We start from the raw sequence: 17,542 nt of genomic DNA, 5'->3' as shown, positions 1-17,542 counted from the left end.
CCGGTGGTGCGGCGGCCGGATCACGCCGCCGTGGTCTCCGCCTCGACCGAGGCGTCCTCGGCCTCCGGCACCGGCTTCGGCGCCTTGAAGGCACCGGCCGCCCCGAAGATCACCGCGGAGACGATCAAGGCCAGCACGGTGAACCCGGCGACACCCTTGAAGCCGTCGAACTCCGTCAGCAGCACACCGCCGACCAGGCCACCGATCGTGGTTCCGACGTACAGCGCGGTGGTCGACAGGGACGACACCGTGCCGCGGGCGGCCGTCGTCCGGGCCAGCAGCATGGCCATGAAGATCGGGTAGCCGAGGCCGAGCACGGCGGACCCGGCCGCGAGGCCGGCGATGGCCAGGCCCAGGTTGGGCGCGAACGGCACCGCGGCGTAGATGACGATCAGTCCCGTGAACACCACCGCGAGCGTGCGATGTTCACCGATCCTGCGGATGAGGCGGCTGCCGAAGATGGAGGTGATCGCCATGCCCACGCCCAGGGCCATCATCGCGGCGCCCACGGCGCTGACGCCCAGGCCGAAGTCCTTGTCCAGCCAGGAGCCGATGAACGAGATGGTCTCGAACACACCGGTCTGGTAGACGAGGTAGGCCAGCAGGTACCAGGTGAAGGTCGTCGACCGGAACAGCTCGGCATAGGTGCCGAGGATCCCGGTGGCCGCGCCCTGCGCCCGGACGGACGGCACGGACGGGAACACCCGCCACAACAGCAGCCAGGCGACGCCGGAGAGCCCGGCGACCACGAAGAACGGGGTGTGCCAGGAGAAGGCCGCCAGCCAGCCGCCCAACGGGACGCCGACGACCTGCGAGATGGACATGCCCGCGCCCGCGATGCCCATCGTCTTCATGATCGACTCAGGTGCCACCAGGACGGGGATGGACGCCCAGATCTGCGGGGTGACGAGCGCCGCGAACATACCGGCCAGGAAGCGGAAGAGGAGCATCGTCCACAGGCCCTGCGCCACACCGCAGAGCGCCGTGGCCACCGCGAACCCCGCGAAACCGAGCAGGAGAACGCCCCGCCGGTCACGGCCGTCCGACAGCGGGCCGGCCACCAGGGCGAAGAGCGCGAACCCCAGGGCGTACGCGCTGACCATCCACCCGGAGACGCTGGTGGACACGTCGAATTCCTCGGCCAGCGTGGGCAGCATCGGGGCGACCAGGAACGTGTCGGTTCCGATGACGAACATGGTCGCGAACGCCAACCACGCGATGACCGCGCTGGACGCGGGGGCACGACCCTGTGTCGTGCTCTGTGCCTGTGTCACGGCTTTCCTTTCACATCACTTGAGTCTCTGGGGCCTCAAGGCTCAGTCGGCCGCGGAACGCCGGCCCCAGCTGGAATAGACGAAGGTCGATACGTCGGGGGCCGGGCCGCTCTCCACCAGCGCGCCCGCCCGGGCGATCTGCTCCTCGGTGACGAGGCCGGCGTCGACAAGACTCCGGCCGCTCTGGAGCAGCCGGATGCGCAGCAACTCGTCCTGGACGGCATCGATCCCGAGCCCGCCCGGCGTCACCGACACCCCGACGGAGGTACAGCCGGCCGCCGCGAGGAGCGCCGGGGTGCGACGCGCCCACGCAAGGTCGATGCCCTGCGCCGCGAGGGCCGTCAGCCAGGCCCGCTGCGCCTGCTGCCACTCCGGATACGGGGAGTCCTCGGCCGGCAGGAAGTAGACGTCCTCCAGGACGAGCCAGCCGCCGGGGGCGAGCCAGCGCACGGCCTGCCGCAGGACCTCCTCGCGCCGCGGCAGGTGCATGAACACCGCGCGGGCGTGCACCAGGTCGAACGAGCCGGGCGCGAAGTCCTCCTCGTTGATGTCCATGCGCCGCACGGACAGCTGCGGGGAACGGTCGGCGTCGATGAACCGGGGGTCGATGTCGGCGGCGACCACGCGGCCCCGCGGCACCCGGTCGGCGAGCCAGTAGGCGATGGAACCGGCGCCGGCGCCCAGCTCCAGACAGCGCCAGGTCGGCGCGATGTCCAGCCGCTCCAGGATCTCGACGGTGCGCGGGTCGTAGGTCTGCTCCAGCAGGCGCAGCCGGGTCGCCTCGGTGGGCAGGTCCTTGTTCAGCAGGCCCGTGGTGTAGGCCTCGGCGGTCAGGGTGTTCTCGCTCATCACGTGGTACGCCCTTCTGGTCGTGGCCGGTCCGTGGTCACGACCGGTCAGGCGAAGTAGCCGGACGAGTGGAGGATGCGCAGCCAGGTTCCGTCGGGCTGGAGCCGGGCCACCTGGTAGCGGCCGGTGCTGTGGTCGGCCGGGACCGTCGAGGTGAGCGCCAGGTCGCCGTGGCGCAGGGTCGGCAGCGACTCCTCCATCTCGTAATGGGACTGCATCCGGAGCATCTGCTCGAATGCCTCGCGTATCGCCTCACGCCCGACGATCGTGTTGCCGATCGGAAAGGCCATGACGGCGTCGGGTTCGTAGAGTTCCGCGAGGCCTTCGGCGTCCCCGGCATTCGCCAGTTCGACCCAGATACGGGCCAGATCCTCAGGGGTCTTGGCACATTCACGTGCGGTCGTCATGGAGTGTCTCCTCATCTCTGGTCGACGTGACTTGGATGCGTCTCTCCCCGCCTCACGCGTCGGTCGACGGCCCCGCGAGCGACAGCAGCGCCCGGGGGTCGTACACCGTGCGGATACCGGTGATGCGGCCGTTCTCCACGTGCATCCAGTTCGCCACCTCGGTGGGTTCGGCGATCGTGGTGTGCAGGTCGAGCCAGGTCGTGACATCGTCACCGGCGGCGAAGGTCCTGCGGATCACGAGGTCGGTGGTGACGGGGGCCAGCCGTGCCAGGGAGTCCCGGCAGGCGTCGGCGTCGTCGAGCCGCGCGAGCGGACCCGTGTACGAGAAGTCCTCGTCGGCCAGCAGCGCGCGAAGGGTGGTGAAGTCCTTCGCGCGCCACGCCCTGAAATAGGCGGCGGCCACTTGTGCGGCATCGTCAGCCACTGCATCTCCTTGGCATTCGGCGACAGCCCTTGGGTTGCGTATTCGGTTGCGTATTCGGCTACCTACTCGGCTGAATCCGCTGAATCCGCGATGAATTCACGGGGAATCCATGCCCGAGGGGCTTCGTCATTTCCTTGAGGACGCGGTTTTCCGGGCGTCACACGGGTGAGTGTGCGCGCCCCGCGCGGGGGCCCGCCACGAGCGGCGGGGAACTATGTCAGGTCGGCTCACGGCTGCAGGCGGTAGGACGTCCAGCCGTCGCCGGTGCGGTCGTAGCACAGGCGCTCGTGCAGCCGGTCCTCGCCGTTGGCCCAGAGCTCCACGGAGTCGAAGCGCAGCAGGAAGCCCGCGTAGCCCGTGGGCCGGGGCAGCGGGCCGCCACCGTTCTCCGCGAGCCGCCCGACCTCGGCGCGCAGCGCGTCGAGGTCGTGGAGCACCTCGCTCTGCCGGGACGCCACCGACATGGGGTGCGTGAACGGCGGGCGGGAGAACCACAGTTCGTCGGCCACGGCGTCGGAGAGCCGTTCCACCGCGCCGGTGACGATGATCTGCTGGCTGGTCTCGCGCCAGTAGAGCACCCCTGACGCCCAGGGGTTGGCCGTCATCTCGCGGCCCTTGCGGCTGTCGGCGTGGGTGGCGAAGACGAACCCCTCGTCCTCGATCCGGTTCAGCGCGACCATCCGGGTCGAGGGACGTCCACGGGTGTCCGCGGTGGCCAGCGCCAGTGCCCGCGGCTCCCGCACGCCAAGGCCCACGGCCTCCTCGAACCAGGCCCGGACGAGCGGCACCGGGTCGGCAGGCGGTCGGCGGAACTCCGGGAAGGTGATGTCGACGGTTCCCGTGAGGGTCTCCGACCTGGTCGTACTCATGGGCGGCTGCCTCCGTTTGTCGGTGATCGTTGATGTGGTGTCTCGATGCGAACCCGGGCTGTGGGCCGCCTGTTCAGACCTGTGCCGTGCCGTGGGCGAAGACGGCGCCGCTGCCGCCTACCTCGACCTCGGTGACCCGGTCGCCGCTGCCTTCGGCGCGGGCGAGCATCAGGGAGGGGCGGGCGATCTCCACGCCCTGGAGGATCTCGATGCGCCGCCCGTACTCGACCAGGCCGTGCCGGGCCAGGTGGACGGCGAGCGGTCCGGCCGCGGAGCCGGTCGCCGCGTCCTCGACGACGCCGTACGCGGGCGAGAACATGCGGCTGCGCCAGTGGACGCCCGAGCCCGCGAAGCAGTTGGTCGCCATGTCGGGGAACCGGGCCAGCGCGCGGTGGTCCGGGTCGATCGCGGACAGCGCCTCGACGCTCTCCAGGCCGACGAAGACGTGCCGAGGGCCGTTGCGGTAGATCTCCACAGGCAGCGTGGACGCCTTCACACCGAGTGCGTCGAGGAGTTCGTCGGCGTACTCGAACGGCTCCCAGGTGGGCACCGGCTGGCGCATCCGCGTGGCCACCGCGTGGCCCTCCACGTGGTCCACGTCGAACGGGATGGTCCCCATCCGGGTCTCCAGCCGAAGCTCGGACCGCCCGGTTTCGTCGCCCAGGGCGATGGCGGTGCCGAGCAACGGGTGCCCGGCGAAGGGCAGTTCGTTGACCGGGGTGAAGATGCGGATGCGCGCGTCCGAGTCGCCCCGCGGGGTGAGGACGAAGGTGGTCTCGGAGAGGTTCATCTCCCGGGCGATCGCCTGCATGCGCGAGGCGGGGATGTCGTCGGCGTCGAAGAAGACCGCCACGGGGTTGCCCCGCAGGGGTTCGGTGGCGAAGGCGTCCACGACGACGTACCTGTGCATGTGTCTCTCCAACCGGTGGTGGGCGGGTGCGGGGCCGGTCCGCGAAGCCGAGGGCAGGTGGCGGTGTCGCTCGCGCGGCACGTCACGGTCGCGGGCGCAGCACGTCCCATATCGCCGTGGCGACGATCCGGGGACCGCCCTGGGTGAGCACCGACTCGGCGTGGAACTGCATGGACGCGAAGTGCGGGCCGCGCAGCGCGTGCACCTCGCCGGTGCGCTCGTCCCGGCTGACCTCGACCACGCCGACGCCGTCCACCTCGGCCTTGTCCTCGTGGGCGAGGGCCGCGAACGTGTTGTAGAACCCGACCCGTTCGCGGGCGCCGAAAAGGTCGATCTCCTTCTGCACCCCCTGGTTGGGCACGTCCCTGCGGCGCAGCTCGAAGCCGAGCAGGCGGCTGAGCACCTGGTGGCTGAGGCACACGGCGAGGAAGGGCTGCCGCCTCGCCAGCAGGGTGCGCACCGCGTCCCGCAGATGGGTGATCTTGGGGTTGCCGGTCTCGCCAGGGTCGCCGGGCCCCGGTCCCATGACCACCACGTCGTACCCGTCGAAGGAGTACTCCTCGTCGAAGCGGCGCACGGTCACCGCAAGCCCCAGGGAGCGCAGTTGGTGAGCGATCATCGAGGTGAACGTGTCCTCGGCGTCGACCACCAGGACCTCTCGCCCCGCCAGGTCGGAGTGTGGCCGGCTGCGTTCGCCGGCCTCGCGCAGCCAGAAGTCCGCGATGCCGTCGTTGCGGCTCGCCAGGGCGGCGCGTACGCCGGGGTGGGAGGCGAAGCGGGTGCCGGTGCCGTCCTCGAGGGCCGCGATCAGACCAGCGGCCTTGGCCCGGGTCTCGGCCGCCTCGGCGACCGGGTCCGAGTGGCGTACGAGGGTGGCGCCGACCCCGATCCGCACCCGCCCCCCACCGTCGATGTCGGCGGTGCGGATGAGGATGGCGGAGTCCAGGGCGCGTGCGCCGTCGGCGTCGCTGCCGATGAGGGCGGCGATGCCGCTGTAGTAGCCGCGGCCCTGCGGCTCGTGGCGGGCGATGACCCTGCAGGCGCTCTCCAGAGGGCTGCCGGTGACGGTCGGCGCGAACAGCGTCTCCCGCAGGATGTCCCGCACATCGCGGTCGGTGCGGCCCTCGATGAAGTACTCGGTGTGCGCGACGCGGGCCATCTCCTTGAGGTACGGACCGGTGACGCGGCCGCCCTCCGGGCAGATCCGGGCCATCATCTTCAGTTCCTCGTCGACGACCATGTACAGCTCGTCGGTCTCCTTGCGGTCGGCGAGGAAGTCCATGACCTCGGGCAGGCTGGGGCCCGTCGGCGGATAACGGTAGGTACCGCTGATGGGGTTCATGACCGCGACGCCGTCGCGCAGGCTGATGTGCCGCTCGGGCGAGGCCCCGACCAACGTGCGGGTCCCGGTGTGGATGAGGAACGTCCAGTACGCCCCGGTCTCCCGCCGCAGGAGCCGACGGAAGAACGCGAGGGCGCTGTGCGGGCCGTAGTCCCCGATGTCGGCGACGAAGGAGCGCTTGACGACGAAGTTGGCACCTTCGCCCTCGCCGATGGACTCCTTGACGATCCGGCGTACGGTGTCGGCGTACGCGTCGTCGTCCACGTCGAAGTGGCCGTCGGTGAGGGGGGTCGGCACGTCCGGGATACGGGCCAGCGCGTCGGCGAGCCGGACGGTCTCCTGGCCGGTGACGGTCATCGCGATCAGCGGCGCGCCGTCGTCCGCGGCGGCGAAACCACGCTCGGCGACCTGCCGGTAGGGCACGACTGCCAGCACGTCGTGCCGTGCCCCGGCCGGACCCGCCACGGGGTCGGGCAGTTCGAGCTCGGCGAGCGAGGCGGCCTGCGACAACTCGCCGACGAGCACCTCCAGCAGGTCGGGCCCGGTGGTCTCGGGACGGTGGAGCAGGGCGTACGGACCCGGCCGCTCGTCCAGGACGCGGTCCAGCAGGTCGTACGGTGCGGGGGTGACGGGGCCGCTCATCCGATGACCTCCTTGGTGGTGACGACCATGGCGCAGCGTTCGGCCGCGTACCGCAGGGCCAGCCGGTGGTACTCCTCGGAGAAGTCCGCGACGGCGTCGGCGACGAGGAAGGGCTGGATGTCGTTGGTGTACGCGTCGACGGTGGACATCAGGACGCCCACGTGGGCGTACACCCCGCACACGATCAGCTGGTCACGGCCCGTGGACCGCATGCGCCGCAGCAGGTCGGAGCGGAAGAAGGCGCTGTAGCGCCACTTGGTGAACCGCCAGTCCCCGGCGACGGGCGCGAGTTCGTCGACGACCTCACGGTCGGCGGGCTCGGTCCGCATGCCCGACCCCCAGAAGTCCCTGAGCAGGCCGCGGTCCTCTTCGCTCATGCCACCGGGCTGGGCGGTGTAGGCGACCGGCACGTCGTGCTCGGCGCACCACCGGCGCACCTGCGCGGCGTTGCGCACGAGTTCGGTGCGTACGGCGTCCGGGAAGGGTCTGAGGAAGTAGCGCTGCATGTCGTGGACGAGCAGGACCGCGCGGTCGGGGCTGATGGTCCACCGTGCGGTGTTGGGGGGCAGGTCGCCCGCGGTCGGAAGCGGGTAGGGGTCGATGGGTGGTATGCCGGTCATGGCCCTGGGCTCCAGTTCCTGGGGGTCGCTGGATCTCTCGTGGGGGGCAGGGGTGCGCGGCCGACGGCGGTCAGCCGGTCCAGGCCGAGACGGCGTGCAGTGCCTGGCCAGGGTTGAGCCGCGGGTCGCAGAGGCTCGTGTACTTGTCGCCGACGCGCAGCAGGCCGGCCTCGTCGGAGGCGCACTCGGTGACGTCGTCCGGAGTGGTCTCCAGGTGCACTCCCGCGGCGACGCCGCCCGACGCGGCGACGGCCAGCTGGAAGTCGCGCACCTCGCGCACGATCGCGTCGACCATGCGGGTCTTGGTGCCGCACGGGGCCTGGACGGTGTTGCCGTGCATCGGGTCGGTGAGCCAGTTGACCGGGTGGCCCGCGGCCCGTACGGCCTCGACGAGCGAAGGCAGCCGCTCGGCCACGGTGTCGGCGCCCATCCGGGCGATGAGGGTGAGCCGTCCCGGGTCACGGGCCGGGTCGAGCCGTTCGCACAGGGCGACCAGCTCCTGGGGGGTCGTACCCGGGCCGACCTTGCAGGCGACCGGGTTGAACACCTGGGAGAGCAGGGCGACATGGGCGCCCTCGACCTGGCGGGTCCGCTCGCCGATCCACGGCAGGTGGGTGGAGCTGAGGTAGGGCAGGCCGGCATCGTCGAGGCGCAGCATGGGCACTTCGTAGTCGAGGAGCAGCGCTTCGTGGCTGGTCCACACCGGTGCCTCGATGCCGGTGCCCACCGTGGGGCCCTTCCAGCCGAGGTGCTCCACGATGTCGTTCGCGGCCATGTAGCCGGCCAGGATGCGCAGCGGATCCGGCCGTCGGCTCTCCGGGTCGGGCTCCGAACCGTTGACCATGTCCCCGCGGTAGGAGGGGACTTCGACGCCGCCGCACAGCTCGGTCGGTCGGGATCGCGGCTTGGCGAACTGCCCGGCGATGCGCCCGATCCGTATGACGGGCTTGTGCGTGGTCAGGCGCAGAGCCCCGGCCAGCAGGTCCAGCACCGCGGTCTTGCGGGCGACATAGCCGGGGGTGCACTCGTTCACATCCTCCGCGCAGTCGCCGGCCTGCACGACCAGGGCCTCACCTGCGGCGGCCCGGGCCAGGTGGGAGCGCAGGGTGCGGATGTTCTCGGCCCTGACGAGCGGGGGGCGCGCCTCCAGGGTCTCGCGCACGCGCCGGACCTGCGATGCGTCGCCCCACTCGGGCTGTTGCAGAGCCGCGCGGGTCTCCATTCCGCGCAGGACTTCCTCCATTGTTTGCTCTCCCATCACGAGAACTCGGTCAGGTGGGTATGCCTTCACGCCGTACGGCGGGCACGGGGATTCCGAGGGCGCGCAGCTGCTCATTGGGGTTCATGAACTCACGCTGCCGCTTTATCTTGCCGTCCTCGAACTCGAAGGAATGGAGGAAGTGGTTCTTGTAGTAGCCCTCGGGGTAACCGGGGAAGACGATTTTTCCTTCACCGTCACACTCCACCCAGAAGAAATTCGGGTCCTGCGTCTCGAAGATTCGGACGTTCTTCCACTCCCAGTCCGGGAAGCACTTCAACGACCACACCGCGTGCTCGCCGAGCCGCTCCCGGCCGTGCGTCATGATCGGCTTCCCGGTGTCGTTGGTCCACAGGCCGCCGCTGCCGTCCTCGGTGAACAGCAGATGGCGCCCCAGCCGGTCCTCACCCTTGGTGTTCATGTACTTTTCGACGATCGCCCGGTTGTGACGGCGCAACTCCACCTCGTCGGCGAATTCCGCAGGCAGAACAAATTCGGGCATGACTGGGTTCTCCTTCTGTGTGAATGGCGGCGGACATCCGGTCGGACGGATCGGGGAAGTACCGCGATGCGGACTCCGTAAATCCTAGCCAGCCACCGGCTGTGCGGGAAGAAATATTCGCACGCATTTGCACAGCCGGAAGAAGCGAAGACGTCCGTGCGTACGGCGAAATCCCGTCCTGGATATGGGCGGGCTTTCCCGTGGGGAAACGAGGGCCTCGGCACGAGCCGGGCGCAGGGCCGTTGCGGGGTTGTGGGGGCTGAGATCAGGACCGGGTCAGGGCCGGGATCAGGCAAGGCCGAGCCCCGGTACGGTCAGGACCGAGTCGACCGTCTCGGCCGGTGTGCGCTCCCGGACGTCGACCGCCACCCGGGCCACCTCTGCGTACAGCGGCCGGCGGCGCTCCATCGGGGCGCGGCGGCGACGCGGGCGTCGGCTCACCTCACCGGCGGGCAGCGGGCGCCCGTGCCCGTCCTCGTCACACAGCCGTCGTACCGCGTCGGCGGCCGGGGGCGAGGTGGACGACGGGCGACTCGGCCTGCGGCGCTCGGGTGCCGGGGTCGAGGACCGCGCCGCCGCCGAGAACGAGCACACCCGGATGCCCGGCGACGGCCGCGCACAGCGCACCGACGGTGGACCTGCCCGCGCCGGGCGGCCCGACCAGGACGACCGCGGGCACAGCGCTCATCGGATGGTCGGGGCGTCGAAAATCTCCGGGTCCACCGGGTCGGCCGCCATCACCTTCTCCCACTTCGGCCACTCGGTGTTCCCCACCGTGACCGCCACCGGGGAGCCCGGGGTCAGCCCGTGCCGCACCCCGCCCGGTGAGGCGACCTCGTCGCGCTCGGACTTCATCCGCGCGCCACAACCATGGCCAAGACGCCGCCTCGCCGGCTGGTCCGCCACCCTGTCCGTGGTGATCGGCACACCGGTGGGAATGCCCTCCGGCGTCGCGACGAGTGCGGGGCCGTGGGACTCCCCTCGGTCAGCCGGCGCACCCTGCTCACGCCGCGCCCCTCGAGGAGCGTGCGAGCGCGTCCGCCAGGGCGTTCCACTCCTCAGCGCGCCGTGCCGCCAGGACGCGTATGTGCGGGGTCCAGCGCTCGGGAAGCGCCGCCACGATCTGCTCCCACTGGCCAGGCGTGAAATCCGTGGTGAACAGAGCCCGCAGCAGCAGTCGGCCGGGTTCCGTAGCCTTCAGCGAGGGGTCGTTGGCCAGCTTCCGCAGCGCCGCGCCGCCCGGTGTGCACAGCGGATCGTCGTGCTGCCGCCGACCGTTCGGACGCTGCCGCCGGAGGGCTCGCGGGAGGGTGGCCGCGAGCTTGACAACCTCGTGCTGTCGCTCGGGTACCGGGTCCTGCCCCCGGCTCAGCCGGTCCCGTACGTCCCTGACGGTTCCCGTGGACAGCCCGGACTTCCGGGCCAGTTCCCGCAGGGAGGCCCCGGGGTCGGCGGCCAGCAGAGCGGCGACGAGCCGACGGCCCTCGGCACTGTTGAGCGGCCGCACGCTGCCGTCCCTGCCGACCCGGGTGTGCGAGTGCGGAATTTCCGCACTCGCACACCTGCGGAGCTTGCCCACCGTCTTGTCGCTCAGTCCGGTGCGCTCCGCGATGGCCCGGTCGGACCAGTGAGGGTGGGAAACCAGGATGCGGGCGGCGGCAAGCCGGCGCTCGGCCCGGGTCAGCGGGAGGCCGTGGCAGAGGTTCAACTGCACGGACAGGACGTATGCGTCGGCCTCGCCACCGTCGAAGAACCGGACCGCTATCTCCCGGTGTCCACGCAGGCGGGCGGCCGCGAGCCGGTGCATACCGTCGATGACCCGCATGGTCGGCCGATGCACCAGGATCGGCTCGAAGTCCTGCTCGCATGCGGCGAGTTTGCGGACGTGACTCTCGTCCTGCCGCTGGGCGCGCGGCGAGTCGGACGGCTTCAGTGCCGCCATGGGCACCGACTGGGGAGGTGCTGCGACGGCGGTGGGTATTCGGGCGGCCGGTCCGTTGGCGACGTTCACGAGAGCGCTTCCCCCTTGGCTGACGAAACTCCGCTCCATATGCTGCGCGCCGATGATCGTGCGTTACGCGCTGAGACGCGCCAAGGACGCACGCCATACTCCGTCAAGTGCGCCGGAGTGCGTCAAGTCGAGCTCCGACCTGCGGGTTCAGCCGGGAAATGCCTGGTCGGCGGGGGCCGGAGAAGGTCCTCACGCAGGATCGGGAACAGGTCGGCGAAGGGGGCGGGCCCGTGCAGAACCCTGTGCTCCCCGCTGTCGTACAGGGCTGTCTGCCCGTGGGCGAAGAGCCAGTGACGGCCGCCGGGTGCGTGGGCGGTGGTGTGGCAGGCGTCGACGCCGTCCGCGAAGACAGTCCCGGACAGCCCCGGCCAGTACGCGGCGAGGGGCTGGACGGGCAAGGTGACGCGACCGGCGCGCGTGTCGTACTGCAACGCCCGGCCCTTCCGGAAGAACCAGAAGAGGCCGTCCTGGGGGCCGGGCGGGCAGACCGCGTCGACGCCCCGCGCGAACTCCGCCGCCGCGCCGGAGAACCGGAAGAGGTCGCCCACGGCGCACGGCCCCTGCAGGACGACGCCCGCGACGCTGTCGTACTGGACCACTTGGTCGCCCGCGAAGAACCAGTGGTACCCGTGAGGCGTGTGATACGTCGTGTAGCAGGTGTCGGCTCCCCGGGCGAACAGCGTGCCCGCGAGGTGGGGCCAGTACCGGTCGAGCGGGGCGGCCGGCCGTACGACGGCGTCGTCCGCCATGTCGTACAGGAGGGCGGTGCCGCCGCCGAAGAACCAGTACCGGGCCTTGTGTTCGGCATCGCGGCACAGGCCGGTGATGCCATCGACAGGCGTACCGCCGGCGGGCACCGCGGACAGCAGTCGGAGGACGAGTGCACCGCTGTGGGTCATGATCTCTCCTGGTGGACGGAGTTGGTGACGGCTCGCCCAGGATCGCCGATCCCACTGGCTCGTGAACGAGCCGTGGGCGATGTCTGTCAGGTTCGCCCGCGGATCGGCGGGCCGTCGCCGCGGACCTGACAGAGTTCGCGACAGGTTGTTGTGCGGCCGGGGCCGGCGCGGGCAGAGTCAGCCGGGTGAGACGGGCAGCACGCCGACGCCGAAGCCCGCGGTTGCCATCCCCCGTCGACCGCGGTATCGGCTCGAGGCGGCGAGCGCGCCCGGGACCGGTTGTCGGTGATCGGTTCCGGTGTGGCGGCCCGGGCTCTGCCGGAAACCGGCGGATCGTCCGGGCACCCTGAATCGCCAGCCGTGCGGCGGGATGTCGCAGCCCCGCCGCACGGCCTGTCACCTGCGCCCGGCTGACCAGCACGACCCGGATCACCCCCAGGTCGGACGCCCCGGTCACGGAACCCGGCGGCAAGGCGGCGCGCACGCGGCCCCGCCACGGTTGCGGCGCCCGGGAGACGGTCGCCCCGCGCGCCAGGGCCAGGCCCCGGTGACCGAGACCCGACCGTTGCTGGTCAGTGAGCCGTGAGGAGTCTGCGACCAGGCGGGTTCGTCGACGCGGATGACCACCGGCTCGGCGCCGCTCACCTTCGCCTGTCAACAGCACGCGCACGACCTTCCGCGAGTTCCGTGACTTCGTGCCGGTCGGGGGACGCTTCGTACGGTCGTCAGGAAGTGACCGTGATCTCGAGGAGGATGTGCTCGATCGTCTCGGTGCCCTCGGGAAAGGCGTGCCGGCACAGCACGTTCAGCTCCCGGCCGCAGTCGGCGGCCAGTTCGTGGAGCCTGTCGAGATCGCCTCGGTCGCTGAACTGCAGCAGTGCCCTGCCGCCCTCGGTCAGCAGCAGCGGCGCCTCGGCCAGATAGCGCCGGTGCGCCTGGTACCCCGGATCGATGTACGCGGCCTCGTGTTCCGTTTCGTAGCGGTACTCGGCCGGTGCCAGGACGAAGTTGGAGTGCCAGTAGACGGTGTCGAACCGATCGTCGGCGTCCAGCGCGGAGAACAGGTCGCTGTGCACGACCCGTACACGATCGGTGACCTCGTGCCGTGCGGCGTTCATCTGCGTGTTCTTCACGGCACTCAAGCTGATGTCGGTGGCGACCACGCGGGTGCAGCCGGCCAGTGCGGCGGACACCGCGATGACACCGGTCCCGGAACCGACGTCGAGGAACGATCCTTGACTACGGAACCGCGGCTCCCCGCCTCCGACAAGTCCGAGGATCTCCAGGGCCACACCCGTGGTGGCCGAGAACGGCGGCGCGAACACGCCGTCGAGCAGATCCCATTCCCGGCCCGCCATCGCAAAGGTCTTCGGCCGGTCCTCTCGGGTCAGTGCGCGTCTGCTCCGCTCCAGCGACCGCACATAACTCTTCAGTTCTGTCATTTCCGCCCCTTGCAGACCGAGGGGTGCCTCGTCCCAGCTTCCCCCAGCCATCGTTTCCGAGCGGCGGATCTTCAGGAAGGTGCTCCGGTGACACCGCACGGCCGTCTCACAGGTGTCCGGACCACACCTCAGGCAATCAGGGAACCCGATTCCGCTTGACCAGCGCAAACAAGCCTCCTTACGCTCTTCGAGCCTGATCTGGTCTCTGTGTGGGGGGCATCGGTTGACGCCAGAGGACGCATGGACGGATTCTCCGGCACTGGCAGTCCTGGGGCTCCTCGCCCGGGAGGCACCTCCCGCACGGCTGGAGGAGCTGCTGCGGATCGCTCGGCAACGGGGCATGCCGCAGGAGCGGTTGGTGGAGCTGGAGCAGGCGGTGCGGCTGGCGCTGGACGTCCACACATCGGTGGAGCAGCGACGCAGACGCGAAGCGGGACTCGCCGCCCTGATCGACACCACGCAGGACATGGCGTCGCGCGACGACCTCGACGACCTGTTGGACATCATCACCAACCACACCCGCCGGCTGCTCAACTTCGACATGGCGTACGTCAGTCTGCGGCTGCCGGACGGCGGCTCGTACGTACGCAACTCCGACGGCGAGACCACCGCCAACAGCGTGGGCCTGGAGATAGAGGACGGCTTCGGCCTGGGCGAGTGGGCGCAGACCCGGCAGGCGCCCTTCTGGACCTCCGACTACCTCGGCGACGACCGGTTCCCGCACTCGCCGGCGATCGACGAGGTGGTCAGCTCCGAGGGGCTGCACGCGATCCTCGCCGTGCCGATGGCGCACGACGGAGAACCCATCGGCGCTTTGTACGGGGCATCACGGGAGATTCGCCACTTCACCCCCGACGAGGTCAGTCTGCTGCGTTCCCTGGCGGTCCTGTCGGCGTCCGCCATAGCGGAGACCCGGCGGGTGGACCGGATCCAGGCCGCGACGGCCGAAGCGGAGAGCGAGAACGCCCGCCTCGCCGCGCACGTGGACCGGCTGCAGCATCTGACCGGGGTCCAGAACCGGCTGGCCGGGCTGGTGCTCGGGGGCGGTGCCCTGCGTGACGTCGTCGAGGTGGCCGGGGAGGCGCTGAAGGGCGTACTCGTGCTGCGGGACGCCGACGGACAGACTCTGGCAGCCACCGGTGACCTTCCCTCGCTGGACGCGGACCAGTTGGTCAAGGCGCTCGTGAACTCCCATGCCGCGGGTGCCCCGGTCGCCGTCGCGGACACCGTGTGGGCCACTCACGTCACCACCGGCGTCGAGGCCCCGGGTGTCCTGCTGTTACGGAGGAGCACCCCGCTCACCGACGAGGACGGGCGGCTGCTGTACGCCGCGGGCCGGACGGCCGCGCTGGTGCAGTTACTCGGGTACAGCGCCGGGGCGGCGTCCGGGCCCGCGCGCGACGAGTGCCTGGACGACCTCCTCACCGCCGCACCCCAGCCGCCGCGAGGCATGACCGAGCGGGTGCGGCGGCTCGGCCTCGACCCGGGCGGACAGCACGTCGTCCTCGTCGTCCGCCCGGAGGGCTCCAAACAGGGCGAGGCCGCCGTGTGGGCCTCGTCCTACTCGTACCGGCATCGCGGACTCAAGACCGTCCGCGGCGACTGCCTGGTCCTGCTGCTGCCCGACACAGACGCTTCGGCGGCGGCGCGGGCAGTGGGAGACGAGCTCTCCCGCTTCCTGGGACATCCCGTCACGGTGGGGGCCGCCGGCCCGGCCGTCGGCCTGGCCCCGGTCGCCGAGGTGTACCAGGAGGCGCACCGCTGCCTGGACACCCTGGTGGCGCTGGGTGTCGCGGGTGGTGCGGCGGCCGCGCGGGACCTCGGGTTCCTCGGGCTGCTGCTCTCCGACGACCACGACGTCGACGCGTTCATCGGATCGGCCATGGGGCCGGTGCTGGATTACGACCGGAAGCGCTCCACCGAACTCGTCCGCACCCTGGACGCGTACTTCACCTCGGGCAGCAGCCCGACACGCGCGGCCGGTCACCTTCATGTGCATACCAACACCGTCTCGCGCCGCCTGGAGCGGATCACCGAACTCCTGGGCCCCGACTGGCAGAAGCCCGTGAACGCGCTGGAGATCCAGTTGGCCCTGCGCCTGCTGCGGGCCCGGGACGCGGTGTACGGGCGCACCGCCGCGCTTGACGACGGCCGGACCGACCGGACGCGGGCGGAGGTCCCGGGAGCGATGGGCGACCGGCACCACGGCGCGCGGTAGGGCCGACGGAAGCCGGACAGGTGACCGACAGCCGCCGCAGCCGGGCCACCCGGTACGGACGCCGTGCCGGTACGGACGCCGTGCCGGTACGGACGCCGTGCCGGGCCAGGGCCGTCACGCGGAGCGTGGCGCGCAGTCGGCCAGGCCGCCGAACCTGCCGTCACCCGCCAGTGCCACGACCGCGTGGGCCGCGGAGGCCAGCGTGATGTGCCGGTGCCAGCCCCGGAACGACCGCCCCTCGAAGTCCTTGACGCCGACCTGCTCGCCCACCTCCGCCAGGTCCCGGCGGGCCCGCGCGGCCAGCTTGGTCATCCGCAGCAGCGCGCCCGCCGGTACGGAGGCCATGTTGGTGACCCACATGGCCGTGGGCGAATGGCCGCCGTCCTCCCACTCGCCCAGCAGGACGAGTTCCCCGGCTCCGGCACCGGTGCGGCCCGGGCGCGCGAACGTGCTCGCCGCACCCACGCGCACCGCGACGGCCACCGAGGCGCGCCGGGCGTGGGGGGGTCCGGCCGGGTCGGCCCACTCGACCCGGCGGCCCAGCCCCCGCACCGCCGCCAGGATCTGCTGGGCACCGAGTGGCCCCGCGCCGTAGCCGGGCAGCGCGGGGTCGCCCACCGTGAGCGGCGACGCACCGCCGGCCCGCACGATGACCGGCACACCCGCGCGGGTGAACCGGCCGACGGTGGCCGCGATACGGGCGACGTGGGCGTTGAGCACCACCGGCCGCACCGGCACCCGCCAGGACGTCATCGCCGTCAGGACGGCGGCGGAGGCACACTCCTCCTCCGTCTCCTCGGAAACCGCCTCAGGGATCTCGGCCCGTCGCCGCCGGTTGTCGTCCTGCACCCAGGTCTCAGGAAGGTGCAGCCGCCAGTGCACGGGTGCGCTGAAGGTCTCGGAGGCGTACCAGACACCGAAGGCGTGCTGACCCCGGAACGCCTGCCCCAGACAGGGATCGAACACTCGATCGACACCGACGGACTGGTGGCCGGCCTTGAGGATCGGCATGGACCGCACCACCCAGGCCTGAGGGGCGCTGACCTGCTCCAGATGAGCGGCGAGCGCCTCCCGTACCGGCATCCAGTCCCAGGTGGAGCTGCTGATGAAATGGTGCAGGCTCTGCTCGGCGGCCGGACCGCCGACATGGGCGGCGACGTTGCGGATGGACTTGCGTCCCCTGGCTCTCAGCAGGCCGCGCAGGTACTGCTCGCCCTTCTGCCGCTGGTCCCGCCTGACGAACGAGGCGAACAGCACGTCGGCCAGCTCCCGGGTCAGCTCCTCCCGCACGTCCACGAGACCGCCGGCGGCGAGCCGCCGACGAGGCCCAGAACGCGCATCCTGTCCTGACACGCCCATGAGTACTCCCCCTTTGATGCCGTACCGACGGTCCGTGCGCCGACTACAACTCTGACCGCCACCGGGCCGGTGCACGAGGTGCGGGGGACCCCGAAGCACCTCCTCCACATGGTCGCCCAGCCACCACCGGCCGCGACGGCACGCCTGTCCGAAGGCCGGACGGCGAGCGGACCCGACATGATGCGGGCGGACCCGACACGTCGGAGGTGCTCCGGCCACACCACCCGGGAGCCGCACCACAAGGGCCGCCCTCAAGTCCCCGGGCACGAAGCCAAACCTCGCAGCGGGCGTCCGGCACACTCACCCGCGGCACGCTGCAGGAGGACTCCTCCGGGGACAAGGTGCGCATGCCGCTGCTGAAGCGGCTGGGCGGACGGTTCCAGGCGCCACGGGAGACGAGCAGCCTGGGCCAGCAGGGGCTGCGAGCGTGCACAGATCCGCAAGCGCCAACGCCGGGCAGCCCGCGCGCCCAAGGGCAGCGACCGCAAGACCGCCGAGTACGCCAAGGCCGCCCGC

17 protein-coding genes and 1 pseudogene are annotated in these 17,542 nt (G+C 71.1%); 1 reads left to right on the top strand and 17 read right to left on the bottom strand.

Annotated elements, in window-relative coordinates; translation table 11 throughout:
* Window positions 1-20 precede the first annotated feature (20 nt).
* The 16 genes and pseudogenes from ACFY9I_RS36915 to ACFY9I_RS36840 all read right to left on the bottom strand — a co-directional run bounded on the left by ACFY9I_RS36915 (window position 21) and on the right by ACFY9I_RS36840 (window position 13,449).
* Window positions 21-1,274 carry an MFS transporter gene (locus ACFY9I_RS36915; RefSeq protein ID WP_391010182.1) on the bottom strand — a complete coding sequence of 418 codons (1,254 nt, stop codon included), beginning with the start codon at window positions 1,272-1,274 and terminating at the stop codon, window positions 21-23.
* A gap of 42 nt (window positions 1,275-1,316) precedes the next feature.
* Complete coding sequence (locus ACFY9I_RS36910) at window positions 1,317-2,123, bottom strand: methyltransferase domain-containing protein (protein ID WP_391010179.1); 807 nt, start codon at window positions 2,121-2,123, stop codon at window positions 1,317-1,319.
* Window positions 2,124-2,170: 47 nt separating this feature from the next.
* Window positions 2,171-2,530 carry an SgcJ/EcaC family oxidoreductase gene (locus tag ACFY9I_RS36905; RefSeq protein WP_391010177.1) on the bottom strand — a complete coding sequence of 120 codons (360 nt, stop codon included), beginning with the start codon at window positions 2,528-2,530 and terminating at the stop codon, window positions 2,171-2,173.
* A gap of 52 nt (window positions 2,531-2,582) precedes the next feature.
* On the bottom strand, window positions 2,583-2,954 hold the full coding sequence (locus ACFY9I_RS36900) for a nuclear transport factor 2 family protein (protein WP_391010174.1): 372 nt from the start codon (window positions 2,952-2,954) through the stop codon (window positions 2,583-2,585).
* A 227-nt stretch (window positions 2,955-3,181) separates the two neighbouring features.
* Window positions 3,182-3,823 (bottom strand): phenazine biosynthesis FMN-dependent oxidase PhzG, encoded by a 642-nt coding sequence (gene phzG, locus ACFY9I_RS36895; RefSeq protein ID WP_391010171.1) that lies wholly within the window; start codon window positions 3,821-3,823, stop codon window positions 3,182-3,184.
* A 73-nt stretch (window positions 3,824-3,896) separates the two neighbouring features.
* Entirely contained in the window at window positions 3,897-4,733 is an 837-nt protein-coding gene (locus ACFY9I_RS36890; protein ID WP_391010168.1) for a PhzF family phenazine biosynthesis isomerase, read from the bottom strand.
* A gap of 82 nt (window positions 4,734-4,815) precedes the next feature.
* Window positions 4,816-6,717 carry a chorismate-binding protein gene (locus ACFY9I_RS36885; protein WP_391010165.1) on the bottom strand — a complete coding sequence of 634 codons (1,902 nt, stop codon included), beginning with the start codon at window positions 6,715-6,717 and terminating at the stop codon, window positions 4,816-4,818.
* Window positions 6,714-7,337, bottom strand: coding sequence for an isochorismatase family protein (locus ACFY9I_RS36880; protein WP_391010162.1), 624 nt, complete (start codon window positions 7,335-7,337; stop codon window positions 6,714-6,716). Before ACFY9I_RS36880 ends, ACFY9I_RS36885 begins: the two co-directional genes overlap by 4 nt.
* 70 nt (window positions 7,338-7,407) lie before the next feature.
* The gene (locus ACFY9I_RS36875) at window positions 7,408-8,580 is read right to left on the bottom strand and encodes a 3-deoxy-7-phosphoheptulonate synthase (protein ID WP_391010382.1); all 1,173 of its coding nucleotides are present in this window, start codon (window positions 8,578-8,580) and stop codon (window positions 7,408-7,410) included.
* A 28-nt stretch (window positions 8,581-8,608) separates the two neighbouring features.
* Complete coding sequence (locus ACFY9I_RS36870) at window positions 8,609-9,097, bottom strand: PhzA/PhzB family protein (protein WP_391010159.1); 489 nt, start codon at window positions 9,095-9,097, stop codon at window positions 8,609-8,611.
* 288 nt (window positions 9,098-9,385) lie between these two features.
* Complete coding sequence (locus tag ACFY9I_RS36865) at window positions 9,386-9,538, bottom strand: hypothetical protein (RefSeq protein ID WP_391010156.1); 153 nt, start codon at window positions 9,536-9,538, stop codon at window positions 9,386-9,388.
* Between the two features lie 37 nt (window positions 9,539-9,575).
* On the bottom strand, window positions 9,576-9,785 hold the full coding sequence (locus ACFY9I_RS36860) for a hypothetical protein (RefSeq protein ID WP_391010153.1): 210 nt from the start codon (window positions 9,783-9,785) through the stop codon (window positions 9,576-9,578).
* Window positions 9,786-9,805: 20 nt separating this feature from the next.
* A pseudogene (locus ACFY9I_RS36855) lies at window positions 9,806-10,104 on the bottom strand (chorismate synthase); the annotation flags it as partial.
* Complete coding sequence (locus ACFY9I_RS36850; protein WP_391010151.1) at window positions 10,101-11,108, bottom strand: helix-turn-helix domain-containing protein; 1,008 nt, start codon at window positions 11,106-11,108, stop codon at window positions 10,101-10,103. The pseudogene ACFY9I_RS36855 and the gene ACFY9I_RS36850, both read right to left, overlap by 4 nt.
* Window positions 11,109-11,230: 122 nt before the next feature.
* A complete protein-coding gene (locus ACFY9I_RS36845) occupies window positions 11,231-12,007 on the bottom strand; it encodes a hypothetical protein (protein ID WP_391010148.1) in 777 nt (258 codons plus the stop codon).
* Window positions 12,008-12,732: 725 nt separating this feature from the next.
* Entirely contained in the window at window positions 12,733-13,449 is a 717-nt protein-coding gene (locus tag ACFY9I_RS36840) for a 50S ribosomal protein L11 methyltransferase (RefSeq protein ID WP_391010145.1), read from the bottom strand.
* 223 nt (window positions 13,450-13,672) lie between these two features.
* On the opposite strand from ACFY9I_RS36840, the gene ACFY9I_RS36835 reads away from it, so the two are divergent.
* Window positions 13,673-15,667, top strand: a complete 1,995-nt coding sequence (locus tag ACFY9I_RS36835) for a helix-turn-helix domain-containing protein (RefSeq protein WP_391010142.1) — start codon at window positions 13,673-13,675, stop codon at window positions 15,665-15,667.
* A 114-nt stretch (window positions 15,668-15,781) separates the two neighbouring features.
* Here the strand turns inward: ACFY9I_RS36835 and ACFY9I_RS36830 are convergent, their stop codons facing one another.
* Window positions 15,782-17,020 (bottom strand): transposase, encoded by a 1,239-nt coding sequence (locus tag ACFY9I_RS36830; protein ID WP_391010140.1) that lies wholly within the window; start codon window positions 17,018-17,020, stop codon window positions 15,782-15,784.
* Window positions 17,021-17,542 lie beyond the last annotated feature (522 nt).

Origin of the sequence: Streptomyces sp. NPDC012510, assembly GCF_042955065.1 — a bacterium.
Taxonomy (GTDB): Bacteria; Actinomycetota; Actinomycetes; order Streptomycetales; family Streptomycetaceae; genus Streptomyces.
Note: the sequence above shows the minus strand (reverse complement) of the source record. Positions and strands in the feature narration are given on the sequence as shown.